General features: G+C 68.5%; 23 protein-coding genes. 11 read left to right on the forward strand and 12 right to left on the reverse strand.

Going from position 1 to position 25,281, the window contains the following annotated elements; translation table 11 throughout:
- Positions 1-135: 135 nt before the first annotated feature.
- A complete protein-coding gene (locus tag LC039_RS01490; protein ID WP_226621291.1) occupies positions 136-2,256 on the forward strand; it encodes an Ig-like domain-containing protein in 2,121 nt (706 codons plus the stop codon).
- 147 nt (positions 2,257-2,403) lie between these two features.
- On the opposite strand, the gene LC039_RS01495 is transcribed toward LC039_RS01490, so the two are convergent.
- Entirely contained in the window at positions 2,404-3,000 is a 597-nt protein-coding gene (locus LC039_RS01495) for a nucleotidyltransferase family protein (RefSeq protein WP_319003701.1), read from the reverse strand.
- A 389-nt stretch (positions 3,001-3,389) separates the two neighbouring features.
- Between LC039_RS01495 and LC039_RS01500 the strand changes: the two genes are divergently transcribed.
- Positions 3,390-4,556: a histidine kinase dimerization/phosphoacceptor domain -containing protein gene (locus LC039_RS01500; RefSeq protein ID WP_226621293.1), complete on the forward strand. Its 1,167-nt coding sequence runs from the start codon at positions 3,390-3,392 to the stop codon at positions 4,554-4,556.
- On the opposite strand, the gene LC039_RS01505 is transcribed toward LC039_RS01500, so the two are convergent.
- From LC039_RS01505 to ssb, 3 genes are all read right to left on the reverse strand, one after another.
- Positions 4,513-5,841: an HlyC/CorC family transporter gene (locus LC039_RS01505; RefSeq protein WP_226621294.1), complete on the reverse strand. Its 1,329-nt coding sequence runs from the start codon at positions 5,839-5,841 to the stop codon at positions 4,513-4,515. The two genes, LC039_RS01500 and LC039_RS01505, sit on opposite strands and share 44 nt — an antisense overlap.
- 140 nt (positions 5,842-5,981) lie before the next feature.
- Positions 5,982-7,763 (reverse strand): hypothetical protein, encoded by a 1,782-nt coding sequence (locus tag LC039_RS01510; protein WP_226621295.1) that lies wholly within the window; start codon positions 7,761-7,763, stop codon positions 5,982-5,984.
- Between the two features lie 429 nt (positions 7,764-8,192).
- The gene (gene ssb / locus LC039_RS01515; protein WP_226621296.1) at positions 8,193-8,747 is read right to left on the reverse strand and encodes a single-stranded DNA-binding protein; all 555 of its coding nucleotides are present in this window, start codon (positions 8,745-8,747) and stop codon (positions 8,193-8,195) included.
- A 267-nt stretch (positions 8,748-9,014) separates the two neighbouring features.
- Between ssb and LC039_RS01520 the strand changes: the two genes are divergently transcribed.
- The gene (locus LC039_RS01520; RefSeq protein WP_226621297.1) at positions 9,015-9,635 is read left to right on the forward strand and encodes a lytic transglycosylase domain-containing protein; all 621 of its coding nucleotides are present in this window, start codon (positions 9,015-9,017) and stop codon (positions 9,633-9,635) included.
- Positions 9,636-9,823: 188 nt separating this feature from the next.
- On the forward strand, positions 9,824-10,990 hold the full coding sequence (locus LC039_RS01525; protein ID WP_226621298.1) for a cytochrome-c peroxidase: 1,167 nt from the start codon (positions 9,824-9,826) through the stop codon (positions 10,988-10,990).
- Between the two features lie 135 nt (positions 10,991-11,125).
- Here LC039_RS01525 and LC039_RS01530 read toward each other — a convergent pair whose 3' ends face one another.
- The 3 genes from LC039_RS01530 to miaA form a co-directional block, all read right to left on the reverse strand.
- Positions 11,126-12,796 (reverse strand): ABC transporter substrate-binding protein, encoded by a 1,671-nt coding sequence (locus LC039_RS01530; RefSeq protein WP_226621299.1) that lies wholly within the window; start codon positions 12,794-12,796, stop codon positions 11,126-11,128.
- Positions 12,797-12,922: 126 nt separating this feature from the next.
- Positions 12,923-13,786 (reverse strand): AraC family transcriptional regulator, encoded by an 864-nt coding sequence (locus tag LC039_RS01535; RefSeq protein WP_226621300.1) that lies wholly within the window; start codon positions 13,784-13,786, stop codon positions 12,923-12,925.
- The gene (miaA, locus tag LC039_RS01540) at positions 13,783-14,664 is read right to left on the reverse strand and encodes a tRNA (adenosine(37)-N6)-dimethylallyltransferase MiaA (protein ID WP_226621301.1); all 882 of its coding nucleotides are present in this window, start codon (positions 14,662-14,664) and stop codon (positions 13,783-13,785) included. Before miaA ends, LC039_RS01535 begins: the two co-directional genes overlap by 4 nt.
- 109 nt (positions 14,665-14,773) lie before the next feature.
- On the opposite strand from miaA, the gene pyrH reads away from it, so the two are divergent.
- The gene (pyrH, locus tag LC039_RS01545) at positions 14,774-15,499 is read left to right on the forward strand and encodes a UMP kinase (RefSeq protein WP_226621302.1); all 726 of its coding nucleotides are present in this window, start codon (positions 14,774-14,776) and stop codon (positions 15,497-15,499) included.
- Between the two features lie 133 nt (positions 15,500-15,632).
- Here the strand turns inward: pyrH and LC039_RS01550 are convergent, their stop codons facing one another.
- The 3 genes from LC039_RS01550 to LC039_RS01560 are packed head-to-tail and all read right to left on the reverse strand — an operon-like array spanning position 15,633 to position 18,278.
- The gene (locus LC039_RS01550; protein WP_226621303.1) at positions 15,633-16,559 is read right to left on the reverse strand and encodes a site-specific tyrosine recombinase XerD; all 927 of its coding nucleotides are present in this window, start codon (positions 16,557-16,559) and stop codon (positions 15,633-15,635) included.
- Positions 16,556-18,139, reverse strand: a complete 1,584-nt coding sequence (locus LC039_RS01555; protein ID WP_226621304.1) for a hypothetical protein — start codon at positions 18,137-18,139, stop codon at positions 16,556-16,558. Before LC039_RS01555 ends, LC039_RS01550 begins: the two co-directional genes overlap by 4 nt.
- A complete protein-coding gene (locus LC039_RS01560; protein WP_193789503.1) occupies positions 18,129-18,278 on the reverse strand; it encodes a hypothetical protein in 150 nt (49 codons plus the stop codon). The genes LC039_RS01555 and LC039_RS01560 overlap by 11 nt, the downstream gene beginning before the upstream one ends.
- A 94-nt stretch (positions 18,279-18,372) precedes the next feature.
- Between LC039_RS01560 and LC039_RS01565 the strand changes: the two genes are divergently transcribed.
- Both LC039_RS01565 and aroB read left to right on the forward strand, forming a co-directional pair.
- A complete protein-coding gene (locus LC039_RS01565; protein WP_226621305.1) occupies positions 18,373-18,948 on the forward strand; it encodes a shikimate kinase in 576 nt (191 codons plus the stop codon).
- Positions 18,945-20,075, forward strand: coding sequence for a 3-dehydroquinate synthase (aroB, locus tag LC039_RS01570; protein WP_226621306.1), 1,131 nt, complete (start codon positions 18,945-18,947; stop codon positions 20,073-20,075). The genes LC039_RS01565 and aroB overlap by 4 nt, the downstream gene beginning before the upstream one ends.
- A 214-nt stretch (positions 20,076-20,289) precedes the next feature.
- Here the strand turns inward: aroB and LC039_RS01575 are convergent, their stop codons facing one another.
- Positions 20,290-20,517 carry a DUF1127 domain-containing protein gene (locus LC039_RS01575; RefSeq protein WP_226621307.1) on the reverse strand — a complete coding sequence of 76 codons (228 nt, stop codon included), beginning with the start codon at positions 20,515-20,517 and terminating at the stop codon, positions 20,290-20,292.
- 70 nt (positions 20,518-20,587) lie between these two features.
- On the opposite strand from LC039_RS01575, the gene LC039_RS01580 reads away from it, so the two are divergent.
- From LC039_RS01580 to LC039_RS01595, 4 genes are all read left to right on the forward strand, one after another.
- The gene (locus tag LC039_RS01580; protein ID WP_226621308.1) at positions 20,588-22,015 is read left to right on the forward strand and encodes a PLP-dependent aminotransferase family protein; all 1,428 of its coding nucleotides are present in this window, start codon (positions 20,588-20,590) and stop codon (positions 22,013-22,015) included.
- 191 nt (positions 22,016-22,206) lie between these two features.
- On the forward strand, positions 22,207-22,665 hold the full coding sequence (gene rplM / locus LC039_RS01585) for a 50S ribosomal protein L13 (RefSeq protein WP_092420721.1): 459 nt from the start codon (positions 22,207-22,209) through the stop codon (positions 22,663-22,665).
- Between the two features lie 2 nt (positions 22,666-22,667).
- The gene (gene rpsI / locus LC039_RS01590; RefSeq protein WP_226621309.1) at positions 22,668-23,156 is read left to right on the forward strand and encodes a 30S ribosomal protein S9; all 489 of its coding nucleotides are present in this window, start codon (positions 22,668-22,670) and stop codon (positions 23,154-23,156) included.
- 155 nt (positions 23,157-23,311) lie between these two features.
- The gene (locus tag LC039_RS01595) at positions 23,312-24,346 is read left to right on the forward strand and encodes a glycosyltransferase family 2 protein (RefSeq protein ID WP_226621310.1); all 1,035 of its coding nucleotides are present in this window, start codon (positions 23,312-23,314) and stop codon (positions 24,344-24,346) included.
- Here the strand turns inward: LC039_RS01595 and LC039_RS01600 are convergent.
- The gene (locus tag LC039_RS01600; RefSeq protein ID WP_226621311.1) at positions 24,333-25,196 is read right to left on the reverse strand and encodes a sulfotransferase family protein; all 864 of its coding nucleotides are present in this window, start codon (positions 25,194-25,196) and stop codon (positions 24,333-24,335) included. The genes LC039_RS01595 and LC039_RS01600 overlap by 14 nt on opposite strands.
- Positions 25,197-25,281: the final 85 nt, after the last annotated feature.

The following is a 25,281-nucleotide window of genomic DNA, read 5'->3' on the forward strand; positions in this document are numbered from 1 at the left end:
TTTGCCCGCTGCCACGCGGGGCCGGGGCGAGACAGCTCAGCGCAAGGAACGGGGTCGGACAAGACGGCGCGGCTGCGCCGGGTGCCGCGGTCGCGGCGCGGGGCAGGCCCCGTTCTGGAGTTGAAGGGTGTAACGATGGCTGACTTGTTTTTGAACTGGGCGTCGCTCGGCGCTTTTGGGACCACGCTGACGGACACGTCGACCGGCGGATCGTCGACCACCGTGGACACCGGCGGCGTCAACGTCGGCATCTCCTTCGAGGCCCAGGACGAGGGGGCCGAAGCCTTCACCGTCAACTACGACGGCTATGTGCCCGAGGGCTCCTCGACCGATCCCAACTCGCATCTGAAGCTCTTCGGCGAAGGCGGGGATGGCGGGACGCTTTCCTCCACCTCGACCACGGTCTTCGATTTCAGCTCCTCGAACGAGCTCTACACCGACGAGGTGCAGAACCTGTCGTTCGTGCTCAACGACGTGGATGGCGGCGCAGGCTCCGACCTCGGCGATCTGACCGGCGACTCGACGTCCACCCCGGGCGGCGTCGACTTCCAGGACAATGTCACGATCCTCGCCTATGACGCCGAGGGCAACCCGGTCGAGGTCACGCTGACCACGCTCGGCAGCGGCACCAGCACCAGCGGCGCCACCGCCACCGGCGAGGAGGTCACCGACTTCGCCGACCAGGATGGCACCGTGCTGGTCTCGATCGCCGGCCCGGTGTCGCGCATCGAGGTGATCTACGAGAACGGCGGCGACTCGACCCAGGGCGTGCTGATCTCGGACATGAGCTTCTCGACCGTCGACGTGGCCGACAGCGGCCCGGTGGCCGTAGATGACGCGGCCGAGACCGACGAGGACGTGGCCGTCACCATCGACGTGCTGGACAATGACAGCGATCCCGATGGCGATCCGCTGACCGTCACCTCCGCCACCGTCACGGGCGGCGACAGCATCGGCACCGTCGCGATCAACGGCGACGGCACGCTGACCTTTACCCCCGCCGACGATTACAACGGCGATGCGGAAATCACCTATACCGTCGAGGATCCCTCGGGCAATTCCGCCACCGGCAATGTCGCGGTCACCGTCTACCCGGTGAACGACGATCCGGAGGCGGTCGACGATGCGGTCACCACCGGTCACAACACCGCAGTCACGCTCGATCCGACCGAGAACGACACCGATGTGGACGGCGACGATCTGACCGTCACCGGCGTCGGCGATGCGAGCAACGGCACCGTGACGCTGAACGCCGACGGCACCGTCACCTATACGCCGAACGACGGTCACTCGGGCGAGGACAGCTTCACCTACACCATCGACGATGGCAACGGCGGCACCGACACCGGCACGGTCACGGTGACGACCGGCATCCCGACGGACCCGACCGGCGGCGAAAACACCCCGCCCGTGGCGCAGAACGACCTCTACCACACCAGCGCCACCACCACCGCGACCTTCGATCCGACCGAGAACGACAGCGATGCCGATGGCGACGCGCTGACCATCACGGGGATCGGCGATGCCAGCAACGGCACCGCCACGCTGAACGCGGACGGCACGGTCTCCTACACCGCCGAAGAGGGCTTCACCGGCTACGACGCCTTCTCCTACGAGATCGACGATGGCAATGGCGGCACCGATACCGCCTATGTGACCGTCGAGGTGATGCCCTGCTTCACCCCGGGCACGCTGATCGCCACGCCGCAGGGCGAGCGGCTTGTCGAGGAGCTCAAGGTCGGCGACCGCGTCATCACCCGCGACAACGGCATCCAGGAGATCCGCTGGGTCGGTCGCAAGGAACTCACCGGCTTCGAGCTGGCGCGCCAGCCGCATCTGCGCCCGGTGCTGATCCAGAAGGGCGCGCTTGGCAAGAACCTGCCCGAGCATGACCTTCTGGTCTCGCCGAACCACCGCGTGCTGGTCTCCAACGACCGCACCGCGCTCTACTTCGAGGAGCGCGAGGTGCTGGCGGCGGCCAAGCATCTGACCGGGCTTCCGGGCGTGGACGAGGTCGACACGATGGGCGTCGCCTACATCCACTTCATGTTCGACCAGCACGAGGTGGTGCTGTCGAACGGCGCCTGGACCGAGAGCTTCCAGCCCGGCGACTACACGCTCAAGGGCATCGGTGACGAGCAGCGCGAGGAAATTTTCGCGCTCTTCCCCGAACTGGAAGAGGAAGAGGGTCTGCGCGCCTATGGCGCCGCGCGCCGCTCGCTGAAGAAGCACGAGGCGCAGCTGCTGGTCGGCTGACAGCCACCGGCATCATCGCGCACCGCAATTGCAGCGCGTTGCGGGAACGCCGGTGGGGCGGCGCCGCGATGCACAAAAGACCCCGGAGCGCGGTGCGTTCCGGGGTTCTTTGTCTGGGTGATCCGCATATTTCGGAACGGTCGCCGCTCAGCAGGGATCGAGCGCCTCCTGCCGTTGCTCCCAGTCGCGCCAGGCCTCGGGCGTGTCGAGGTCGATCAGCGCGCGGCGGCCGGGTAGGGGAACCCGGCGCAGACGGTTGCGATTGCTGGCCAGCACGCTGCGTGCGCCCGCGTCGCCGTCCAGCATCTGAAATGCTGAGAAGCAATCTGCCGGGAACAGCACCGGGTGGCCCGGCGTGCCATCCTCGGCGCAGCCCTGCTGCAACGTCGGCTGCGGCATGGCGCGGAACCCCTGCACGAGCTTGAGAATGTCGTCTGCGGTCAATTCCGGCATGTCGGCGGGCAGCACGATCAGCGCATCGATCCCGCGCGGCAGCATGCCGACCCCGCGTCGCAGCGAGGCGGACATGCCCGAGGACGCATCGGGGACGGCGACAAGTTGCACCGGCAAACCTGCCAGCGCGGCGGCGCGCGGATGGTCGTGATCGGGCAAGGTGACCGTCACGTGGTTGGCCGCGCGCAGCGCTTCCTCGGCCTGTCGGCGCAAAAGCGCCCGGCCGCCGACCTGCTTCAGAAGCTTGTCGGCCCCGCGCATCCGGCTGCTTGCGCCGGCGGCGGGAATCAAAACAGCTATTCCTCCCATGGGACTCCTTATACAGCAAAGCCCGGAAATCCGGCGGGATTTCTCGGTGGTGTCGGAGGGCCGGGCGGCACGTCGCGGAACAGGGCGCATATGCGTAACCTGCTTGGACATGCCCGGCGGGGTGGGGGTGCCGCGCGGAGTGGCCGCGCGGCACACGCGAAGTTTAGCGGTATCAATGGGGCCGCCAACACGGCTTATGCAGCAAATTCGCGAAAAATGTGTAAACTTCCGCAAGGCGCCCCTCGGTTGACGCGGCCTCACGGTGTCCACCACGCTTTGCCACTTGGCGGACTCCCGCAAGCTGCTATGTCTGAATGATCGCCCGCGGTGTCCCTGCACCGCATGGTCTGGAGGAAGGACGAAGTTGGACTATGGTTCTCGCACGGAAATCGGATGACGAGCTTGAGCGTCTTGCGGAGCTGCGCAGCTTCGGCGTGCTCGACAGCGGTCCCGATCCGGCCTTCGACGAGGTGGTGGAGCTGCTTGCCTCGCTGCTCGAGGTGCCGGTGGCGCTGATCAGCCTCGTCGACGAGAAGCGGCAATGGTTCAAGGCGCGCTTCGGGATGGAGCCGGGGCAGACGCCGCTCGAGCAGTCGATCTGCGCCCATGCCATCCTGTCGGAGGACATCCTCGAGATCGAGGACACGATGCTCGACCTGCGCAGCGCCGACAACCCGCTGTGCTGCGGCACGATCTCGGCCATGCGCTTCTACGCGGGGGCGCCGCTGATCACCCGCAGCGGCCAAAGCATCGGCACGCTCTGCGTGCTCGACGACAAGCCGCGCAAGCTGACCGCGCAGCAGCGCAAGCTGCTGAAGGTCATGGCCGGGCAGGTGATGCGCCAGCTCGATCTGCAGCGCGCCCTGCACAACAAGGAGGTGCTGCGCGAGGAGATCGACCACCGGGTGAAGAACTCGCTGCAGACGGTGGCCTCGACGATCCGGCTCTACCGGGCGCGCTCGACCGTCCCCGAAACCCGCGAGGCGCTCGACGCGATCGCCCGGCGGGTGGATTCGGTCTCGCAGCTGCATGCCGAACTGAACCTGACCTCGAAGATGCACTTCGTGCGGCTCGACACCTATCTCTCGCGCGTCGCCACGCTGCTGCAGCGCCACGCGCCCGCCGAGGTCGGCTTCGAGGTCGAGGTGCCGCGCATCGAGGTGGAATCGCGGGTCGCCGCCTCGATCGGCGTGGTGGCAAACGAATTTGCCGCCAACGCGATGAAATATGCTTTCCACGAGGGCGGCGCGGAACCGGTGGTCCGTTTCGAGATGAAGAAGACCGGCGTCAACCGCATCCTCTTCACCTGCCGCGACAACGGCACTGGGCCGGAGCCGGGCTCGACGCTCGATGCGCTCGCCTCGACCGCGCTTGGCGCGCGGCTGCTCGAGGCGGCGGTGAGCCAGGTCGGCGGCACCGTGGTCGAGCGGCGCGAGCCGGCCGGCTACGTGCTCGAGGCAGAGCTGCCGATCGACCCCGCCGCCGATGCGCCGCTCACTCCGGCAGAGGTTCCACGGGCCGCACCCGCAGCCGAGTGATCCGGTTGTTCTCGCGTTCCATGACCTCGAAGCGGAAGCCGTGGAAGCTGAAGCGCTGGCCCACGGTGGGGATCATCTGCGCCTCGTGAATCACCAGCCCGGCGATGGTGTTCGCCTCGTCGTCGGGCAGCGACCAATCGGCGGCCCGGTTGAGGTCGCGGATGGTCATCGCACCGTCGAGCCAGTACCAGCCGTCCTCGCCGGCGCTGACCTGGTGCTCGGCGTCGGGGTCGTGCTCGTCGGCGATCTCGCCGACGATCTCCTCGAGGATGTCCTCGAGGGTGATGAGGCCCTCCAGTGAGCCGTATTCATCCACCACCAGCGCGAAGTGCGTGCGGCGGCGCAGGAAGTTGCGCATCTGGTCGGCCAGCGTGGTGGTGTCGGGCACGAAGTAGGGCTTCATCATCACCTCGGTGATGCGGAAGTCGTCCAGCGCCGCGAAGCCGCGCTCGCCGGCCGAGGCCATCGTGTCGTACATCGCCCGCAGCAGGTCCTTGGCGTGCACCATGCCGATGATGTTCTCCTGCTCGCCGCGGTAGACGGGCAGGCGGGTGTGGTTGCTGTCGAGACACTGCTGCAGGATCGCCCGCGGCTCGGCCTCGGCGTCGATGCTCTCGATGCCCGAGCGGTGCAGCATGATTTCCTCGACCGTGCGCTCGGCGAGGTCGAGCGCGCCGAGGATGCGGTCACGGTCTTCCTTTTCCACCACGCCCTCGGAGTGGCCGAGCTGCAGCGCGCCGGCGATCTCTTCGCGCACCGCGAGGATCTGGCTGTCGGGGTCGGTCTGCACGCCGATGAGCTTGAGCAGCATGCGCACCAGCGCCCGGATCGCGGCGACCACGGGCGAGAAGATCAGGATCACCAGCCGGATCGGCGGCGCTACGGTGGCGGCGGCGGTCTCGGGGTTGGTGATGGCGTAGGTCTTGGGCAGCACCTCGGCGAAGATCAGCACCAGCAGGGTCATGATCAGCGTCGCCATGGCCACGCCGCCGTCGCCCAGCAGCCGGGTGAAGAGCGCCGTCGCCAGCGAGGTGGCGAGGATGTTGACGAGGTTGTTGCCCAGCAGCACCGAGCCGATCAGCCGCTCGTTGTCCTCGGTGATCTTCAGCGCCATAGCGGCCCCGCGTGAGCCGCGGTCCATGGCGGCGCGCAGCTTGCCGCGCGAGGCGGCGGTCAGCGCGGTCTCGGAGCCCGAGAAGAAGGCCGAGAAAAGGATGAGCAGCAGGATCGCGGCGGAGGTCATCCAGAAGGCCGCGTCGAGTGTTCCGGTGGCAGGGGCGTCCATACGTCCGTCTTTTTGTGTCTGAGAGTGTTCAGAGAGTTATGGGGCGCGGGGCAGGGCTCTTCAAGGCTCTGACCGGTATCGTGTCATGAAAAACGGGCAGCCCGTGGGGCTGCCCGCCATGGGTTCGGGATGGTTCTCGATCAGCCGTCGTCGCTGTCCGGCCCGTCGGTGGCGCGCATGGCGGCCATGGAGAGCAGGAAGTAGGTGACGGTGAGCGCCGCGGCGGTGAGGAAGAAATCCTTCTGCATGACCACCAGGGCGGTGCCCTCGGGTGCGGTGACCACGAGGCGCACGGCAAAGGCGATCATGAAGACCAGCACGGCACCGGCGCCCACCAGAAGCCATTTCGCCAGCCGCGCGGTGTGTTCCTGCGAGGGGTCGTCTTCGGCGTCCTCGCCGAACTCCTCGAGGCGCTTGCGCTCGAACTTGGCCAGAGCCTCTTCGCGCGCGGCCTGACGCGCCTCGTCCGCGGGCCATGTGTCGCGCGCGCCGAGGTAGCTGGCGGCGAGCGGATAGACCACGAGGGCGATCAGGTACTCGGGGATGAAGATGAAGTAGAAGCTCAGCGCATCGGTCATGTAGACCGCGACGGCAAAGGCCAGTGACACCCCCCAGGTGATCAGCGCCGCCGGGTTGAGCGGCTGGCCGAGGTAGCGCGACCAGTAGCGGGTCAGCCCCATACGTGGCAGCAGGTAGTGCTCGGCGATCACGATGGCGCCGATCGGGCACAGCAGGATGGCGCCGTAGACCGTCAGCGGCATGATCGATTGCGCCACGAAGGGGAAGCAGGCCGCGACCACGATGAAGCCGCCGACGATGGCCGTGACCTTGCCGCGCGATATCGAGGGCATCAGCGTGCTGGCCGCGAGGCCGGCGCGGTAGAGACAGGCGTTGGCCGTCGTCCAGCCGGCGCAGATCACCGCCAGAACGCCCACGTAGCCCAGCACCGAGAAGGCGACGTCGGCCGAGTCGAGCGCCATCAGCGGCTTGCCGATGATCACCGCCGCGCCGGCGCCCATGAGACCCGCCGAGATCCAGCCGATGTAATGGCCGAGGAACATGCCGACGCCGGAGAAGACGCCGTACCACTTGCGGTGTGCGAAGCGGAAGGTGGCCATGTCGATGAGGCCGAGGTGCACCATCGCGCCATTGGCCCATGCAAAGGCGGCGACCTCCCAGACCGAGATGCCCGACTCGCCCTCGGGGGTGGTGCCGGTCCAGATCGTAGCGTGCGCGACCTCGAGGAAATCGCCGAAGCTGCTCATGCCGGTATCGCCGAACACGGAAAAGGCCAGCATCGGCAGGGCCGCGGCGCCGCCGCAGACGAAGCACGCCAGCATCCAGGGGGCGCAGATCGTGGCGAAGTTCGCCATCGCCTCGAAGCCGCGGGCCGCCACGACGATCACCACCGTGCCGAGCAGGATGGTGATCACGATGAAGGCCAGCGAGGTCGGATAGGGCTCCAGCTGCACGGGCAGGCCGAAGGCGAAACGCACGGCATAGGCCGAGACGGTGATCATCGCCGCCGCCAGCGCGCCGTAGAACAGCAGGATGGCGGTGTTGTAGATCTTCGAGAAATAGGGGCCGGTGATCTGTTCGAGATAGCTGAACAGCGAGCGCCGGGTTTCCACCGCGATGGGCGTCGTCACCAGCGTCCAGCTCGCCACGGCCAGCAGGTTGCCGATCAGCAGACCCAGCAGCAGCTCCATCGTGCCGACCCCCATGGTGACGAAGGTCACGCCGATCACGAACTCGGTGGCGGCGATATGCTCCCCGCCGAAGAGCCCGGCGAAGTAGCGCCAGCCGCGCACGTGCCGTGCGGCGGGAGGAATGGCGCTGCGCGCGTGGCGTGGCCGTGCGGCGCGGGCTGGCTGAGTGAGGGAAGAGGCGGCGGCAGTGTCAGGCGTTGCTGAAAGGCTCATCTATTCTTTGCTGTTGTTTCCTGGGCGCCCGCGAAAGTGGGATCACGCAGACATGATTGAACCGGCAACCTGACGTGGCGGTTCCGCAATGTCTTGGCCTGTGAGCGCCCGCGGGCCCTATTCCATCAGTCTGAAGTCTGAAACCCTCATGGTGACATGTTGAGGGTGCGCCTGAAGGGCACGGAGACAGCCCGCGCAATGGCTGGTTGCACGCGCGAAGGCCCTGGTGTGAAATCGAGGAGGTGGTGCCTCTTGCAGGATCCAGCCCGGCGGTGCGCGCGATGCTGACAAGGGGCGGGATCTTGGCAAAGCCATCGGCGCCGTCCGCCCGCGCAGAGCCCGCGCCGGTTGCGAGTGGCAAGGCAAGCCTGCCTGCGCCGGCCCGGGGGCAAAAGCAAACGCCCGGCGCTGGGGCCGGGCGTTGATCTCTTAGAACGGGATTTCGTCGTCGATGTCGCGCGATCCGCCGCCGCCGCCGGCACCGCCACCGTAGCCGCCGCCCGATCCGCCGCCGTAGCCGCCATCGTTGCCGCCGCCATAGCCACCGCCCGAACCGCCGCCATAGCCGCCACCGGAGCCGCCGCCGTAGCCGCCACCCGATCCGCCGCCGAAGTCACCGCCGCCGCCGCCCTGGCGGCTGTCGAGCAGGGTCAGCTCGCCGCGGTAGGGACGCAGCACGACCTCGGTGCTGTAGCGGTCCTGACCCGACTGGTCCTGCCACTTGCGGGTTTCCAGCTGGCCTTCGATGTAGACCTTCGAGCCCTTGCGCAGGTACTGCTCGGCGATCCGCGCGAGCGGTTCCGAGAAGATCGCGACCGAGTGCCACTCGGTGCGCTCGCGGCGTTCGCCGGTGTTGCGGTCCTTCCAGTTTTCGGAGGTGGCGATGCGCAGGTTGCAGACCTTGCCGCCGTTCTGGAAGGTGCGCACCTCGGGGTCCGCACCGAGATTGCCTACCAGGATCACCTTGTTCACGGAGCCGGCCATGTCATCCCCTTAATTCTTGGTCGTTTGCTTGTGCCTCAGACTGGGTCTGCGGCTGAAGTCGCTTGAGTGTTTTGCCTGTGATTTTCGCATGACTGCGAATCCCCGCAAGCGGAGTGTTTGCACTGGTCTACAGCAGGGCATCGGCAGGACCAAGCGATCAATCCACGCGGAAATCCGCCGGTTCGCGCCTGTTGCACAAGCTGGCCTAGGGTCAATTTATCTGTATAGTCGGGCGCTGAGGGAACAGTGAAACGGAACAGGGACGTGATGCGCAATTTCGCAACGCGGGCGCTGGCCGGAGTTTTGTGCGCTCTGGTGATGTCGGGAACCTCGGTCTCGGCGGAAGTGCTGTCATCCAAGAGCCGGGTCCGGCTCTTCTCCAAGCAGACGAGCGTGCTCGATGGGCGCGCCTCGCAGCAGTACAACAACTCGGTGCGCCTGCAGCCGAACCGCGTGGTGACCCCGACGAAATGGGGGCCCATGGGCGGCAACGAGGGCGCGGTGCCGAGCTATCGCGGCGCCTACCGCGGGCCCTACGCCGATCTCGCCCGCCAAGCGGCGCGGCGCAACGGCGTGCCAGAGGACCTTTTCCTGCGCCTCGTGCAGCAGGAATCGGGCTTCAATCCCAAGGCGCTGTCGCACAAGGGCGCGATCGGTCTGGCGCAGCTCATGCCCTTCACCGCGCGCAAGCTCGGCGTCGATCCGCATGACCCGGCGCAGAACCTCGAGGGCGGGGCGCGCTACCTGATCCAGCAGTACCGCAAGTTCGGCTCCTGGCGGCTGGCGCTGGCGGCCTACAATGCCGGGCCGGGAGCTGTCGAAAAGCACGGCGGCGTGCCGCCGTACCGGGAAACGATGAACTACGTGAAGGTGATCTGGGGCCAGTAGGCCCCGGCGCCAGGCGGCGCCGCATGGCGCCGCGCCCAAGCCTGCCTTGACGCAGCAGGCGCTTTGCCTGATATGCCTGACCTAAAGGCTAGGGATTTGATCCCGATCAAGGCCGCGCGCTTTGTGCGTGGCCATTCTGGTCGGGTCGGCATCGCCGAGCCCCACCGGAAAGGTCACAGGAGAGCCCCATGCGTCATGCCGCCATCCTCGCGTCCGTCGCCGCCGTCGCGCTTTGCGCGGGCGGGTTCGGCGCGTCCTGGCTGACCGCGGCCCCCGCCAGCTTCGACAGCATGGACGCGCTTGGCGAGGCGCTGTTCTTCGACGCCAACCTGTCGAAGACCCGCTCGCAGAGCTGCGCCACCTGCCACGATCCCGCCTATGCCTTCGCCGACCCGCGCGGCGCCGCCTCGATCGGCGACGATGGCGCCTCGCTCGGCGACCGCAACGCGCCGACGGTGACCTATGCCGCGCATGTGCCCGAGCTGTCGCGCGACGAGGAGGGGCGCTGGCGCGGTGGTCTGTTCCACGACGGGCGCGCGGTGACGCTGGAGGAACAGGCGGGCGGCCCGCCGCTCAACCCGATCGAGATGGGCATGGCGGACACGTCCGAGGTGGTGGCGCGGCTGCGCGAGAACCCCGATTACGTCGCCGCCTTCGGTGCGCTTTTCGGCCCCGGCACGCTGGACGATCCCGAGGCGGGCTATGCGGCGATGACCCGCGCCATCGCCGAATACGAGCGGCGGCCGGAATTCTCGTCTTTCGATTCCAAGTACGACCGCTTCCTGCGCGGCGAGGCGGAGCTGACCAACCAGGAAGAGCTGGGACGCCTGCTGTTCTTCTCGCAGCAGTTCACCAACTGCAACCAGTGCCACCAGTTGCAGCGCAGTGCCGTGGACCCGGCGGAGACCTTCTCGGACTACCGCTTCCACAATCTCGGCGTGCCTGCGAATGCCGATCTGCGTGCCTCTAACGGCTCGGTCGAGGGGTTCATCGACGGCGGGCTGCTGCAGAACGCGCATCTCACCGAGGACGGCAGCCCGGAGGACGCGGCCCTGCGCGGCGCCTTCCGCACGCCGACCCTGCGCAACGTGGCGGTGACCGCGCCCTACATGCACAACGGGGCGTTCGAGGATCTGCGCACGGTGATCCTCTTCTACAACAGCTACAACACGCGCAACGAAGCGCGGAAGATCAACCCCGAGATCGGCGCCCCCTTCGGCCCGCCCGAGGTCGCCGAGAACCTCGCGCCCGAGCTCACCGAGGGACCGGCGCTGGATGACAAGCGGGTGGATGCGCTGGTCGCCTTCCTCAAGACGCTGACCGATGCGCGCTACGAGGATCTGCTCGAGGAGTGACCGGGCGCGCGCCATGGTCTGCGAGATAACTGCGGCCACGGCAGGGCGGGATTGTAGGACTGGCTTCTGAAGGGCCCGCGCTCCGCTCGACATGGCTGCGGCGGCCAGAGGCATCAGGCCATCTGTGGCCGCGCCTCAGACCTCCAGCGCCAGCCTGTAGGGATGGATCTCGAACGCCGGGTGCATTTCTGCGCCGAGCACGCCGGGGCGGACGTGGCGGTAGAGCGAGCGCCAGAACGGCTGCACGATCACCGCGTCCTCCTGCAGCTTGCGCTCGATGCGGGCCATGACCTTCTGCCGCGCCTCGGCATCGGCGATGGTCAGCGCCTCGGCGACCAGCGTATCGAACTCGGTGTCGGCATAGCCGGATTCGTTCCACGCCTCGCCGGTGCGATAGGCCAGCGCCAGCACCTGGATGCCGAGCGGGCGGTGGTTCCACTCGGTGATCGACAGCGGGTAGTCCTTCCATTCCTGCCAGAAGGCCGAGCCGGGCAGCACCTTGCGCGTCACGTTGAAGCCCGCGTCGCGCAGCATGGCGGCGCAGGCGTCGCCGGTGCGGCGGGTGAAGCCGTCGTCAAGCGTGACCAGCTCGTGCTCGACATCGCCGAGCCCGGCGTCCTGTGCCAGCGGCAGCGCCAGCGCCGGGTCGTATTCGGTCGGCCCGACCTCGGCGTAGTCGGGGTGGATCGGCGCGACATGGTGGTTCTCGGCCACGGTGCCGAGCCCGGCGTGTCCCAGCTCCAGCGCGATGTCATTGGCGATGGCGAGCTGCAGCGCCTTGCGCATGCGCTTGTCGGCATAGACCGCGCGGCCTTCGACGAGCGCGCGCTGGTTGCCGCGCAGCACCACGGTGGCGCCGGTGACCACCTCGGAGCGCTCCCAGCCCATGAGGTCGGCGGCCTCGATGAAGGTGCCGACGTTCTCGTAGAGCATGTCGATCTCGCCCGCCTCGGCGGCGCCGAGCCAGGACGCCGGATCGGTGCCGTAGTCGAGAAACTCGATGCGCTCGAGCGTGGCGCCGCCCCAGCCCTCGGCTTCTGTGCCCCACCAGTCGTGGGCATGGTTGCGCACCAGCACGGCGCGCCGGGTGGGCACCACTTCCTCCGGCAGGTAGGGGCCGGTGCCGATGGGATCGGTGAGCATGCTCTCGGGATCGTGCCGTGCGTGGACGCAGGCGGCGGGATAGTCCGACAGCCCCGCCATGATCGCCACGTCCGGATAGGCCAGCTTGAGGCGCAGGGTCAGATCATCGAGGATCTCGACCGCCCCCTCGGCCAGCCGTTCGGTCTGCGGATCGCCGAGCGCGGCCAGCCGCCCGGCCATGGAATTGCCCTCCACGCTGCGGTCGCACCAGTAGCCCATGAGCCGCGCGACATCGGCCGAGGTGAAGGGCTCGCCGGTGGTCCAGGTGACGCCGGGCCTCACATGCAGCAGGTACTGGCTGGCATCCTCGCTGGCCTCCCAGCTTTCCAATAGCATGCCGCGCAGGCTGCCGTCGCGGTTGTATTCGACAAGGTACTCGAGCCACCCGCGCGAGACATTGGCGATCTCTGACCAGTCGTAGGTGCGCGGATCCTTGAGCGGGCGCACCTCCATCTGGATGCGCAGCGTGCTGCCGGGCGGCGCCTCGGAGGGGCTTTCCTCGGCGGCGGCCATGCCGACCATGCCGCGCGCCATCACGGCAGAGGTGCCGAGCGCCGTCGCGCGGGTGAGAAACTCGCGGCGCGAGACCTTTCCCTGCCGGAAATCGCAAAGCTCCCGGTGCACGGCAGGATGGAGCCACTGTGCGTGGCGGCCTCGGCTCATCTGGCGTCCCCTTCGGATGGTCTGGCGTCGTGTCCTCTCCCATAGCGCCCGAATTGGGACCCCACGTCAATCGTGTAACGCTTAGATTGTGCCGGGAAAGTTTGCTCGCGGAGACGCTGAGGCGCGTCAGAAGCGGCGCAGCGGGGGACGCAGTGGCTGCGTGGCGCGCGCGGCCGCGCCGGGGCTCTGCTGGGCGCTGCGCAGCTCGCTCGGGGTCTGGCCGGTCTGCTTGCGGATGAAACGGCTGAAATCGTCGGGGCTGCCAAAGCCGAGCCCGCCGGCGATGGTGGCGAGGGGCAGCTCGGGCGCGGCCAGAAGGCGGCGCGCCTCGTGCAGCCGGCACTCCGACAGGATTCGCTGCGCCGAGCGCCCGCAGGCGGTACGGCAGGCGCGGCTGAGATCGGGGCTGGTCACGCCGAGTTCGGCGGCCATCTCGCCGGGGCCGACGGGGCTGCGATAGCGCGCGACCACCGAGGCGGCATAGGCCGCGGAGAGCTGTTGCGCGGCGCTCTCTCCGGGCTGGTCGCTGCGGCCCTCCTGCTGCTGGCGCCGCAGCCAGACCGCCGTGAGCCGGGCATAGGCGGCGAGTGCCTCGTCGAGATGCGGGCGGTCCTGCGCCAGCTCGCGCTGTATCGCCTCGAGCAGCGCGGTCAGTTCGGCCTGCGCCAGCGCCTCGCGCACGCGCAGGTGCAGCGGCCTCTCGGGGAAGGACAGATCGCCGGACGAGGGGCCGGGCGAGGGGATGTGCAGGATCAGCCCGAGGCTCTGCGGCCCGAGATCGAGGGCAAAGAGGGTCCGGGCCGGAACGAAGACCGCGCTGTGGGTGCCGAGCCCGCGCCGCAGCCCGCCCAGGGTGACCTTGCCCTGACCGCGGGTGAGCCAGAGCAGCGTCGCCTCTTCGCGGTCGTGCAGCAGGCCGTAGGCCCAGGCCGGTTGCTGGCCGGGCGAGAGCAGGCGGATGCCGCCGCCGGAGGCCGTCTGCGGGCTCACGCCAGCGCCTCCTCGGGGCAAAAGCGCGGCCAGTCCTTCATCCGGGCGCGGAACCAGGTGCGTTGGCGCTTGGCGAACTGCCGGGTGAGGATCGCGCCGCGTTCCACCGTGTCGTCGAAGCTCAGATCGCCCCGCAGGTGCCCGATCAGCTCCGCCGCGCCGATCGCCTTGGCCGAGGGCAGGGCGGGATGCCAGTGCTCGAGGTTGGCGCGGGCCTCGTCGAGCGCGCCGCCTTCGACCATCAGCCGGAAGCGCCGCGCGATACGCTCGTTGAGCCAGTCCTTGGGCACGTCGAAAAGGATGGGCTGGGCGCCCGCAAGCGGCAGCAGCGGCGGCGGTGTCTCGGCCTGCCAGGCGGCGATGCCGCGGCCGGTGGCGGTGAGCACCTCCCAGGCGCGCTGCACCCGCATCGGGTTGTGGCAGTCGATGCGATCGCGGCTCTCGGGATCGAGTTCTTCAACCATGGCCGCCAGCTCCCCGGCGTCGAGCCGGGCCATCGCGCGGGCGCGCACCTCGGGCGGGGTTTCGGGAATCGCCGCCAGCCCCTCGGTCAGCGCCGAGAAGTAAAGTCCCGTGCCGCCGACAATAATCGGCCGCGTGCCCGCCAAGAGAGGGCCCAAATCCCGCAACCAGTCGCCCACGGAATAGGCGCGGGTGCCCGGCACGTGACCGTAGAGCAGGTGCGGCACGCGGGCCTCTTCCGCGACCGAGGGTCTTGCGGTCAGCACGCGCCAGTCGTCGAAGACCTGGATGGCATCGGCGTTGATCACCACGCCGCCGGCAGATTCGGCGATTTCCAGCGCCAGCGCGGACTTGCCGCTGGCGGTGGGGCCGGCAATCAGCACCGGGAGGGTCGGATCGGGCGCATATTGTTTCACCAGATCAGTCACCGGCGATCCTTTCTTGCGGGGGCGCGCAGCATTGCAGGCGCGGGTATTTTCGGTCACATATAGCCGCAATTTGGATCGTGCACAGACGGAGCGCAACATGACCGAGCAGCCCCAAACCACCTTCAAGCGTGTGATGCTGAAAATCTCGGGCGAGGCGCTCATGGGCGACCAGGGCTACGGCCTGCATCCGCCGACCGTCGAGCGCATCGCGCGCGAAGTGAAATCGGTGCACGACATGGGCGTCGAGATCTGCATGGTCATCGGCGGCGGCAACATCTTCCGCGGTCTCGCCGGCTCGGCGCAGGGCATGGAGCGCACCACCGCCGACTACATGGGCATGCTGGCGACGGTGATGAACGCGCTGGCCATGCAGTCGGCGCTGGAAGAACTGGGCGTCTTCACCCGGGTGATCTCGGCGATCCGCATGGACGAGGTGGCCGAGCCCTATATCCGCCGCCGCGCCGTGCGCCACCTCGAGAAGAAGCGGGTCTGCATCTTCGCCGCGGGCACCGGCAACCCCTATTTCACCACCGACACCGCCTCGTCGCTGCGCGCCAACGAGATGGCCTGCGAGGCGATCTTCATGGGCAAGCAGGTCGACGGCATCTACGACAGCGACCCGAAGACCAACCCGGACGCCAAGCGCTTCGACAAGATCTCCTACGACGACGTGCTGCGCGACAACCTCAAGGTCATGGACGCCTCGGCCATCGCGCTGGCGCGCGACAACAAGATGCCGCTGATCGTCTTCTCGCTGAACGAGCCCGGCGGCTTCCGCGGCATCCTCGCAGGCGAGGGCACCTATACCGAGGTGCACGCCTGAGGGTGAGCCGGGAGCGGGGGCGCTGCCCCCGCGCTCTGGATCGCGCAGGATCAGGCGGGGGGCCAGCCCCCCCCACCCCCGGGGTATTCTCATCTGGACGAAGGGCCGGGGCAGATGGCCTCGGCGCGCGGCGTCAGTCCCGGGCCATCGGGTGATGGTCGAGCACCAGCTCGCGCAGCCGCTCCTCGAGAACATGGGTGTAGATCTCTGTGGTCGCCACGTCGGCATGGCCGAGGAAGGTCTGGATGGCGCGCAGGTCCGCACCATTGGCCAGCAGGTGCGTCGCGAAGGCGTGGCGCAGCGTGTGCGGCGTGACCTTGGCGGGCGAGACGCCCGCAGCGACGGCGATATCCTTGATCATGATGTAGAAGGCATGGCGGGTCAGGTGCCCGGCCTTGCCGCGTGACGGAAAGAGGAAGCTCGAGGCGGGCTTGCCCTCGGCGCGCTTCAGGGATTCCTGCAGATCACGCCGTTTCAGCCAGTCGGCCAGCGCCGCGCGGGCCGGGGCCGAGAGCGGCACCATGCGCTCCTTGCCACCCTTGCCGCGGATCAGCAGCATGCGCGGATCGCCCCGCGCCGCCGAGAGCGGCAGGGTGACCAGTTCGCTCACTCGCATGCCGGTGGCGTAAAGCAGTTGCATCAGGCAGGCGTTGCGCAGCCGGTCGTCGGCGCTGCGGCCATGGGTCTCGGCGGCGTCGAGCAGCCGGTCGACCTCTTCGGTCGAGAGCGTCTTGGGCAGGCGCTTGGGGCGGCCCGGCCCGGCGATCTGTACCGCCGGGTTGTCGGCGCGCAGCCCTTCCTCGAAGGCGAAGCGGTAGAGCTGCTTGATCGCCGAGAGCCGCCGCGCCCGGGTCGAGACCGCCAGCCCCTCGGCCTCGCAGGAGATCAGGTAGTCCTCGACGTCGCCGCGCTGCGCGCTGGCCAGATCGTGCTTGCGCGCCGCCAGCCAGGCGGTGAAGGAAGCAAGATCGCGGGCATAGGCGGCCTGGGTGTTGTCCGCGGCGCCGCGCTCGGCGGCCTGCGCCTCGAGAAAGGCCGAAACCCAGTTGCCGGCGCTCACAGCGGCGCGCCTTCGTCGGAGAGCAGGATCTGCTGGATCGCGGCGCGGCGCGCGGTGTCCTCGAGCCCGACCCGGCGCAGGGTGGTCAGCGCACCGGTAAGATCGGCGTGGTTGCCCTCGGCGCCATCCTCGAAGAGCGCGATGGCGCGCAGGATGGTCTCGCCGAGCTTGCCCTCGCGCAGCAACTCCTGCATCTCGGCAGGCACCTGGGCGTCGGGACGCCAGGCCTCGACCACCGCCTGGGCGGCGGGGGCGAGCGGGATGGTGTCGGGCATCTCGCCCTGCGCCACCGCGTGGACCGCGCGCATCAGCCCGGTGTGGGCGGGCAGGCGGCGGGCGGCCTCTTCGTAGTCGGGCGAGAGCAGCGCGGCGCGCTGCGCCAGCGCCGCGGCGCGCGGATCGAGGTCGAGCCCCTGCAGCCGTGGCGCGTAGAGCTCGGAGAAGGGCACCAGCAGCCCGGCGCTGCGCATCTGCGGCCAGGCGGCGAGCAGCGCGGGGCCGATCAGGTCGCTGCGCCCGGCGTTCAGCGCCGCCTCGAGCTGCTGCACCGCCTCGACCCGGTCCCAGACGCCGCCCGAGGCGGCGGGCTCGCGGTCGGTGTAGATGCCCAGAAGCCGGTTTTCCGAGAGCGTGCCACGCCGTGCCAGCCGTTCGGCGGCGAGGAGCTGCGCCCGCCAGCCGCTGTTGCCGGACAGGTCCGCGGCAGCGAAGACGCGCGGCAGCGGCTGGGTTGGCAGCGCCTCGCCCACCGCCTCGAAGAGGTGGAATTCCAGCGGGGTCGGCCGCGCCGGCGGGTTCAGCGGCTCGGAGGCATCGACCAGCTCGGGGTCGAGGAAGCGCGCCAGAAGCTCGGTGTCGCGCGGGCCGATCTGCCCCAGCGCGGCGGCGGAGCCGTAGACGGTGACCGCATGCTCCCAGTTGCCGATGCGCGCGTCGCAGTAGATGCGGCTGGCGAGATCCGGGCTCAGGTGCGGTTTCTCTGCCAGCGTGCGGCAGGCCTGCTCGTCGTTGCCGGTCAGCAGCGACAGGTCGAGCCAGCGCGCGAAGATCTCCGGGTCGGAGCTGCCGCCGGCCTGTTCGACCAGCGCCAGCGCGGCATCCACCGCGCCTTCCTCCATCAGCCGGTTGATGCGCGCCACAAGCAGCGAGGCCGCGCCCGCCGGGGCGTCCGCCTCGGCCAGCAGCAGTGTCAGGAGTTGTGCCGAAAGCGCCGGTACCGCCGGCTCGGTGGTCTCGATCAGCCGCGCCAGCACGGCGGCGTCGGAGCCGGTCCAGAGCGTGCGCGGCAGCCCGGTCAGCGCGCTCGACAGCAGCCCCGCCGACTCGGCGCTGGGGGCTTCGAGCGGCGCGCTCTCGACATCCGGCGTGTCGCCGGAGGCGGCCACCGGCGGCTCGTCGCGGCGCGGGCGCTCGGCGCGCGGCACGGCGATGCCGCCCTGCGGCCGGGGATCGGGCAGGGGCAGCGCCGCGCTCATGCCGGGGTCGCGCTTGAGCCAGTCGATGGCGGCAAGCGGGGCCTCGGCGGCAAGCGCCGTCGGCGCGCCCAGGGCGAGCGCGCAGAGAAGCAATCTAGTTCGCATCAAGCTCCACGGGCTGGCGGATCTCGGTCTGCGGCGGCGAGAAGTCCGCGCCAAAATAGGGGCCGACGTACGCGTAGGCCACCAGCGCAATCGCCGCGAGGACGAGAAGGAAAAAAAGGGGTTTGAGGAGTCGTCCCATATGCTCGTTAGTCCTGCCTCATGTTTTTTGTCACTTATACCTAGCCTTTTCGGCAACGACACGTCATTCACGGCCTCAGGAGGCAGAATTGGCGATGCATGGCCGAGAAACAAGGGGATTGCACCCGAAGTTGAAAAAGACAGTTGTGCTGGTGGGCATGATGGGAGCAGGAAAATCGGCCGTTGGCCGGGCGCTCGCCTCTGCCCTGAACGTGCCGTTTCGCGATTCGGATGCCGAGATCGAGAAAGCGGCGAACATGACGATCGCCGAGATCTTCGCCCGCGACGGCGAGGAGTTCTTCCGGCGCAAGGAAAGCCAGGTGATCGAGCGGCTGCTCGACGCCCGCCCGGCGGTGCTGTCGACCGGCGGGGGCGCCTATATGGCCGAGGGCAATCGCCGGATGATCACCGAGAAGGGCGTCGCGGTCTGGCTCGATGCCGATCTCAGAGTGCTCTGGGGGCGGGTGCGCCACAAGGACACGCGGCCCCTGCTGCGCACCCCCGATCCGCTTGCCACGCTGAGCGAGATCTACGAGCGCCGGGTGCCGATCTATGCGCTGGCCGATCTCGCGGTGCGCTCCGAGCAGGGGCTCTCGGTGGATTCCATGGCGGGCAAGGTGATCGAGACGCTGAAGACGCGTCCCGACGTATTGGAGGACTGCAGCAGATGAGCGAGGCGATGCGGCCGGAGACGGTGCATGTGGATCTGGGCGCGCGCGCCTATGACGTGCGGATCGGGCGCGGCCTGCTGACGCGGGCCGGGGCCGAGATCGCGCCGCTGCTGGGCAGCCGCAAGCGCGTGGTGGTGGTCAGCGACGAGACCGTCGCGGCGGCGCACCTGGGCGCGCTGAAGGATGGGCTCGCCGCCGAAGGCATTGCCTGCGAGGCGCTGACGCTGCCGCCGGGCGAGGCCACCAAGTGCTGGGCGCAGCTCGAGCGTGTCACCGAGTGGCTGCTGGCGCAAAAGGTCGAGCGCCGCGACATCGTGGTGGCGCTCGGCGGCGGGGTGATCGGGGATCTCGTCGGCTTCGCGGCGGCGATCCTGCGCCGCGGCGTGCGCTTCGTGCAGATCCCGACCTCGCTGCTGGCGCAGGTCGACAGCTCGGTCGGCGGCAAGACCGGGATCAATTCGCCCGCGGGCAAGAACCTGATCGGCGCCTTCCATCAGCCGTCGCTGGTGCTGGCGGATATCGACGTGCTGGCCACGCTCACGCCCCGCGATTTCCTCGCCGGCTACGGCGAAGTGGTGAAATACGGGCTGCTCGGCGATGCGAAGTTCTTCACCTGGCTCGAGGCCGGGGCCGAGGACCTGCTGGCCCGCCGCCCCGCGGCGCTGGCCCATGCGGTGACCCGCTCGGTGGAGATGAAGGCCGAGATTGTGGTGCGCGACGAGACCGAGCAGGGCGACCGCGCGCTGCTCAACCTCGGGCACACCTTCTGCCACGCGCTGGAAGCGGCGACCGGCTATTCGGACCGGCTGCTGCACGGCGAGGGCGTGGCGATCGGCTGCGCGCTGGCCTTCGAGCTCTCGGCGCGGCTCGGGCTCTGCCCGCAGGAGGAGCCGTCACGCCTGCGCGCGCATCTCGCCGAGATGGGCATGAAGCGCGACCTGTCGGACATCCCGGGCGATCTGCCCTCTGCCGAGGCGCTCTACGATCTGATGGGGCAGGACAAGAAGGTGCTCGACGGCGCCATCCGCTTCATCCTGGCGCATGGCATCGGCCGCGCCTTCGTGACCGCCGACGTGCCGCGCGAGGCGGTACTGACGCTTCTGCGCGAGGCTCTGGCCGGGCGCTGAGCCGAGGCGCTGCGCCCCTGATGCGTATTTGAAAAGAGAAGAAGCCCGGAGGTCCGCGACGATCTCCGGGCTTCTTCTCTTTTCAAATACGCCTGCTCGGCAGGTCCGCCGGCGCAGCGTGGAGCAGGGGCAGAGTGACCGTGGCTTCGGGTTTGAAAAAAGGCGCGAGGGGGTGCCTCGCGCCCAGGGGAAGAGGTCCTGTCAGGTCCGGGGATCAGCCCTGCCAGAACTTGCGGCGCGCCTCCTTCAGAGCGACGTGCCGTTCGAGCCCGACGTCGCGCAGCAGGTGATCATCGAGGTCGGTCAGCGCACGGCGGGTGCGGCGACGCTCGGACCACTGCGCGGTCACCACCGCAACGCGAAGCGCCAGCGCGGCAAACGGCGGCAGCGGTTTCTGCGCGTCGAGATAGGCGAGGTACGGGGCGTGTGCGGCATGTGCCATCGGTGTGTCTCCAGTGTTGTATCGGTACAATTATCTTGATCTCATGCTGAGATTGATACATTGTGCCCTAATGACCGTCGAGCAAAACATTGTCACCGATACAATTTTCGAGCTGTTCGAAAATCAGGCATCCGGACCGAAATATCGTGCCCTCGCAAACGCTTTGCGGGATGGCATCACGCAGGGGCAATTGTCGCCGGGCACGCGTCTGCCGCCGGTGCGCGAGCTTGGGTGGCGGCTTGGCATGACGCCGGGCACCGTGGCGCGGGCCTATACACTCCTCACGGACGAAGGCGTGCTGATGGCCGAGGTCGGGCGCGGCACCTTCGTTCAGGGCGAGGTGGACAAGGCCGCGCCACTGCTGATCGAGAGCGGCCCGCGCGAGGTCTCGGAGTCCGGCGACCGCATGGTCAGCCTGTTCACCGGCCGCATCCCCGATCTCGGACAGGTGGCGCTGGTGCGCGAGGCGCTGGCGCGAATCTCCGCCCGCCCGGCGCCGGGGTTGATGGACTATCCCACCAGTCGGGCCTTCGCCCCGGCTCGAAAGGTGGCGCTGGAGTGGCTGTCGGATGTGCCGCTGGGGCAGGTGCACCACGAGGACCTCGTGCTCAGCCACGGCGCGCAGAACGGCATCTCGCTGGTCATGCAGGCGGTGCTGCGCGGGCGGCGCCCGGTCGTGCTGGTCGAGGAGCTGTGCTACCCGGGCTTTCGCCGCGCCGCCGAACTGCTGCGCGCCGACGCAGTGCCGGTGCCGATGGACGAGCACGGCATCCGCCCCGACGCGCTGCGCGAGCTGGCGCGCAAGCACGAGGCGCAATTGCTGTGTACCTCGCCGGCGCTGCACAACCCCACCACAATCGTCACCCCGCCGGAGCGGCGCCGCGAGATCGCCGAGGTGGCGCGCGGCTGCGGCCTGCACATCCTCGAGGACGACAGCACCTTTCTCGGGCAGGCGCGCTGCGAGAGCTACCGGGCGATGCTGCCCGACCTGGGCTGGTTCGTCTCGTCGATTTCCAAGACGCTGACGCCGGGGCTGCGGGTGGGCTTCGCCATCGCGCCGCGGGCGCGGCGCGGCGACCTGCGGCGGGCGGCGGAATACGGGTTCTTCGGGCTGGCGCTGCCGCTGGCCGACCTGCTGGCCGACGTGCTGGCGCGGCAGGAGACCCGGCAGATCGTCCGCGCCGTGCGCGAGCGCAACGCGCTCTACGTGCGCAGCACGGTCAATTTCCTCGGCGGGCACGAGCTGCGCTGGAGCGAGGAGGCGCCCTTTGTCTGGCTGCGGCTGCCGCAGGGCTGGCGCGCCGCGGCCTTCTGCATGGCGGCCGAGGCGCAGGGCGTGCAGGTGCGCGCCGCCGAGGATTTCGCCCTGCGCGATTCCTTCGCGCCGCACGCGGTGCGCATCGGCATGAACGCCCAGGTGCCGCTGGCCGAGTTCGAGCAGGCGATCCTGCGGCTGCGGCGGCTGCTGGACGATCCGCCGGAGCAGATCCTCGTCTGACAGGAGGGCTGCGGGGGGACTTCGCGCAAGATTCTATGGGGTAATTAGATACCGTTTTTGCAAGATATTGAAATATCTAAGTAAACCGCAAATCAAGGCGCTTGACTGCGCCGCTCTCGTGCTTATAACCCGCCCATCGGAATTCGGACCCCCCAGGCGGGTCCCATTTGAACAGCTCAAGGGCACCCACGATGAAAACCTTCTCTGCGACTCCTGCAGACATCGAGAAGAAATGGATCGTGATCGACGCGGACGGCGTCGTTCTCGGCCGTCTTGCCTCGATCATCGCCATGCGTCTGCGCGGCAAGCACATGGCCACCTTCACCCCGCACATGGACATGGGCGACAATGTCATCGTCATCAACGCCGACAAGGTGCAGATGACCGGCAAGAAGCGTGAAGAAAACTTCTACTGGCACACCGGCCACCCGGGCGGCATCAAGTCCCGCACGAAGGCCCAGATCCTCGAGGGTGCACACCCCGAGCGCGTCGTGTTCCAGGCCGTCAAGCGTATGCTCCCGGGCAACCGCCTGTCGCGCAAGCAACTGACCAACCTGCGCATCTACGCAGGCGCGGCGCACCCGCACGAGGCACAGTCGCCTGAAGTGCTGGACGTCAAGTCGATGAACAAGAAAAACACCCGGGTGTAATCATGGCCGAACAGATCAACTCCCTGGAAGAGCTCGGCACCGCAGCCGGCATCGAGACCGCACCCGAGGCAGTCGAAACCCCGCGTGAGCCCGTCCGTGACGAGCTCGGCCGCTCCTACGCGACCGGCAAGCGGAAAGACGCGGTTGCCCGCGTCTGGATCAAGCCGGGCTCCGGCAAGGTCGTGGTGAACGGCAAGGAGCAGTCGAAGTACTTCGCTCGCCCCGTGCTGCAGATGATCCTGCGCCAGCCCTTCACCATCGCCGGCGTCGAAGACCAGTTCGACGTCTACGCCACCGTCAAGGGCGGCGGTCTTTCGGGTCAGGCCGGTGCAGTCAAGCACGGCATCTCGAAAGCCCTGCAGCTCTACGATCCGTCGCTGCGCAGCGCTCTGAAAGCCGCAGGCTTCCTGACCCGCGACAGCCGCGTCGTCGAGCGTAAGAAGTTCGGTAAGCGCAAGGCACGCCGCAGCTTCCAGTTCTCGAAGCGCTGATCCGCGTCTCGATACGATTTTGCGAAGGCCGCTCTCCGGAGCGGCCTTTTGCTTTTGCGGTGCAGGCGTTAGGACTGGGCTGACCCGGAAGCGCAGGCGGGCCGCTCACCGCGGGCCGGCGCGCTGCGGATGATCTCGGCAAGAGGGGGCCCGACATGGCGCCATACACAATCGATCGCGTGGCCGAGCTGGTGGAGAGCGTCTCGCGCCCGGTCGATCCGGACAAGCTGACGATCTTCTCGATCGTCCGCAACGAGATGGCGCTCTGCCCGGCGTTTTTCGACTACTACCGCCGCATCGGGGTCGAGCAGTTCCTGATCATCGACGACCGCTCCGACGACGGCACGCACGCGTGGCTCGAGGCGCAGCCCGACTGCTGCGTTGTGAGCATGTGGCTGCCCTATGGCGACGAGATCGAGATCCAGCTCGAGGGCGCGGCGCCGCGGATGCAGCGTGCCGGCACCTTCTACAAGATCGCCTTGCCGCACCTGTGGATGGACGGCGCCTATGTCACCTATGTCGACGCCGACGAGTTCCTCTTCCTGCCGCCCGGGGTCAACTCGCTGCAGGAGATCGCCGCGCGGCTGAAGGCCGAGGGCGCAGCGGCGGCGGTGGCCTCGGTGGTGGAATTCTTCCCGGCTTCGGTGGGCGGGCTCGCGGGGCCCTTGCCGCAGAGCTTCGCCGGGCTGCTCGAGGCCTATCCCTATTTCCAGGCGGAGCGCCTGGTGGAGCTGTCGCCGCAAGGCGCGGAACTGGTCGGTGAGAGCAAGACCGCCCGGCTGTTCGAGCGCTACGCGGTCAAGCCGAGGGTCGAGCGCCGCGGCTGGCACCGCATCTACATGCCCTCGCGGGTGCGCAAGGCGCAGAGCTTCCAGAAGGCTGCCCGGCACAAGACCCCGATGGTCCTGCGCAGCAAGCACAGCGGCATGATCGACACCCACAACGCCACCCAGCCGCCCTCGCAGACCATCCTGCTGACGCTGGCGCATTTCGTCTATACGTCCGAATTCGCGGCCAAGATCGACCGCGCGATCTCCTGGGGCGCACATGCCAATGGCGCCGCGAAGTATCGCTACTACGCCGAGCTCCTGGAGAAGATGGACGGGGTGGAGGATGGCTTTCTCGACGAGAACTCGCGGCGCTACGAGGGGCCGGAGCAGCTCGTCGAGCTCGGCCTCATGCGATGGTGAGCGCGTAGGGGGCCGAGGGCCAGAGCGCGCGCACCTGCGGCAGGCGCTCGGCGGCGGCCTCATAGGCGGGGCGGTAATGCGCCGCGATCTCGGCAAGAAGGTCTTCGTGCAGCCTGCCCGAGCCCTTGGCCCGGGCGTTGACCGCCTGTCCGCCCTGGGACGGATCGCTGGGGACATCGGCGAACCCGGACAGCGCGGCGATCCCCTCGGGGGTGAAGAGATCCTCGAAGAGGCACAGGAAGCGGTCCTCGGGGGCAAACACCTGCTCCATGGCGGCGATCGTCCGGTCGTAGCGACTGCGCGCCTCGGCCTCCGCAGTGGCATAGAAGGCGCGCAGCGGCGCGGCGTTGCTCTCCTCGGCGGCGAGCCGCTCCTTGGCCATCTCCATGCGCATGTGCGAGCGCAGCCGGTCCACCGGGTCGCGCATCGAGAAGATCGCCTTCACCGCGATGCCGCGCGTGACGAAGCCATCCCTGATGCGCGCCAGCATCTCGGGCGGCAGCGCGGCGTAGGAGGGGGTGATGTCGCCGGTCCGGACCATGCCGGGACGCGCCAGCAGGCCGGCGAAATAGTCGAAATAGGCCTCGGGGTCCGCCTGCAGGCGCCAGCGCAGGTGCTGCGCCGGCTCATCGGCCCCGACGGAGGTCTTCAGCCGTGCCCGCAGCCGCTCTTTCAGCGGCGGCACGGGCACCTTGTAGCGGGCGAAGACGCCGCCGAGCTGGTGCTCCCAGACCTGGTACTCGCCCAGCCGGCCGAAGTCGCTGCCCTGCTGCCGGTTCAGGTAAGCCTGGATCCAGGTCGAGCCGCATTTCTGGCCGCCGAGGCCGAGGTAGAAGGTCTTTTGGGTCATGTCGCGGTCCTTGAGGCGGGATGAAAGGGGGCGCTGCCCCCGCCGCGCACAGCGCGGCAAATCAAAAGTGAAGGGGCTCGGCCCG

The sequence above is a fragment of the Alloyangia pacifica genome, assembly GCF_020524285.1.
In the GTDB taxonomy this organism is placed as follows: Bacteria; Pseudomonadota; Alphaproteobacteria; order Rhodobacterales; family Rhodobacteraceae; genus Salipiger; species Salipiger pacificus_B.

What these genes read in the sequence shown, in the direction of transcription:
- LC039_RS01490 (WP_226621291.1), top strand. Translation starts at nt 136, where the DNA reads ATGGCTGACTTGTTTTTGAACTGGGCGTCGCTCGGCGCTTTTGGGACC.
- LC039_RS01500 (WP_226621293.1), top strand. Translation starts at nt 3,390, where the DNA reads ATGGTTCTCGCACGGAAATCGGATGACGAGCTTGAGCGTCTTGCGGAG.
- LC039_RS01505 (WP_226621294.1), bottom strand. Translation starts at nt 5,841, where the DNA reads ATGGACGCCCCTGCCACCGGAACACTCGACGCGGCCTTCTGGATGACC.
- LC039_RS01510 (WP_226621295.1), bottom strand. Translation starts at nt 7,763, where the DNA reads ATGAGCCTTTCAGCAACGCCTGACACTGCCGCCGCCTCTTCCCTCACT.
- ssb (WP_226621296.1), bottom strand. Translation starts at nt 8,747, where the DNA reads ATGGCCGGCTCCGTGAACAAGGTGATCCTGGTAGGCAATCTCGGTGCG.
- LC039_RS01520 (WP_226621297.1), top strand. Translation starts at nt 9,015, where the DNA reads ATGCGCAATTTCGCAACGCGGGCGCTGGCCGGAGTTTTGTGCGCTCTG.
- LC039_RS01525 (WP_226621298.1), top strand. Translation starts at nt 9,824, where the DNA reads ATGCGTCATGCCGCCATCCTCGCGTCCGTCGCCGCCGTCGCGCTTTGC.
- LC039_RS01530 (WP_226621299.1), bottom strand. Translation starts at nt 12,796, where the DNA reads ATGAGCCGAGGCCGCCACGCACAGTGGCTCCATCCTGCCGTGCACCGG.
- pyrH (WP_226621302.1), top strand. Translation starts at nt 14,774, where the DNA reads ATGACCGAGCAGCCCCAAACCACCTTCAAGCGTGTGATGCTGAAAATC.
- LC039_RS01555 (WP_226621304.1), bottom strand. Translation starts at nt 18,139, where the DNA reads ATGCGAACTAGATTGCTTCTCTGCGCGCTCGCCCTGGGCGCGCCGACG.
- LC039_RS01560 (WP_193789503.1), bottom strand. Translation starts at nt 18,278, where the DNA reads ATGGGACGACTCCTCAAACCCCTTTTTTTCCTTCTCGTCCTCGCGGCG.
- LC039_RS01565 (WP_226621305.1), top strand. Translation starts at nt 18,373, where the DNA reads ATGCATGGCCGAGAAACAAGGGGATTGCACCCGAAGTTGAAAAAGACA.
- aroB (WP_226621306.1), top strand. Translation starts at nt 18,945, where the DNA reads ATGAGCGAGGCGATGCGGCCGGAGACGGTGCATGTGGATCTGGGCGCG.
- LC039_RS01575 (WP_226621307.1), bottom strand. Translation starts at nt 20,517, where the DNA reads ATGGCACATGCCGCACACGCCCCGTACCTCGCCTATCTCGACGCGCAG.
- LC039_RS01580 (WP_226621308.1), top strand. Translation starts at nt 20,588, where the DNA reads ATGACCGTCGAGCAAAACATTGTCACCGATACAATTTTCGAGCTGTTC.
- rplM (WP_092420721.1), top strand. Translation starts at nt 22,207, where the DNA reads ATGAAAACCTTCTCTGCGACTCCTGCAGACATCGAGAAGAAATGGATC.
- rpsI (WP_226621309.1), top strand. Translation starts at nt 22,668, where the DNA reads ATGGCCGAACAGATCAACTCCCTGGAAGAGCTCGGCACCGCAGCCGGC.
- LC039_RS01595 (WP_226621310.1), top strand. Translation starts at nt 23,312, where the DNA reads ATGGCGCCATACACAATCGATCGCGTGGCCGAGCTGGTGGAGAGCGTC.
- LC039_RS01600 (WP_226621311.1), bottom strand. Translation starts at nt 25,196, where the DNA reads ATGACCCAAAAGACCTTCTACCTCGGCCTCGGCGGCCAGAAATGCGGC.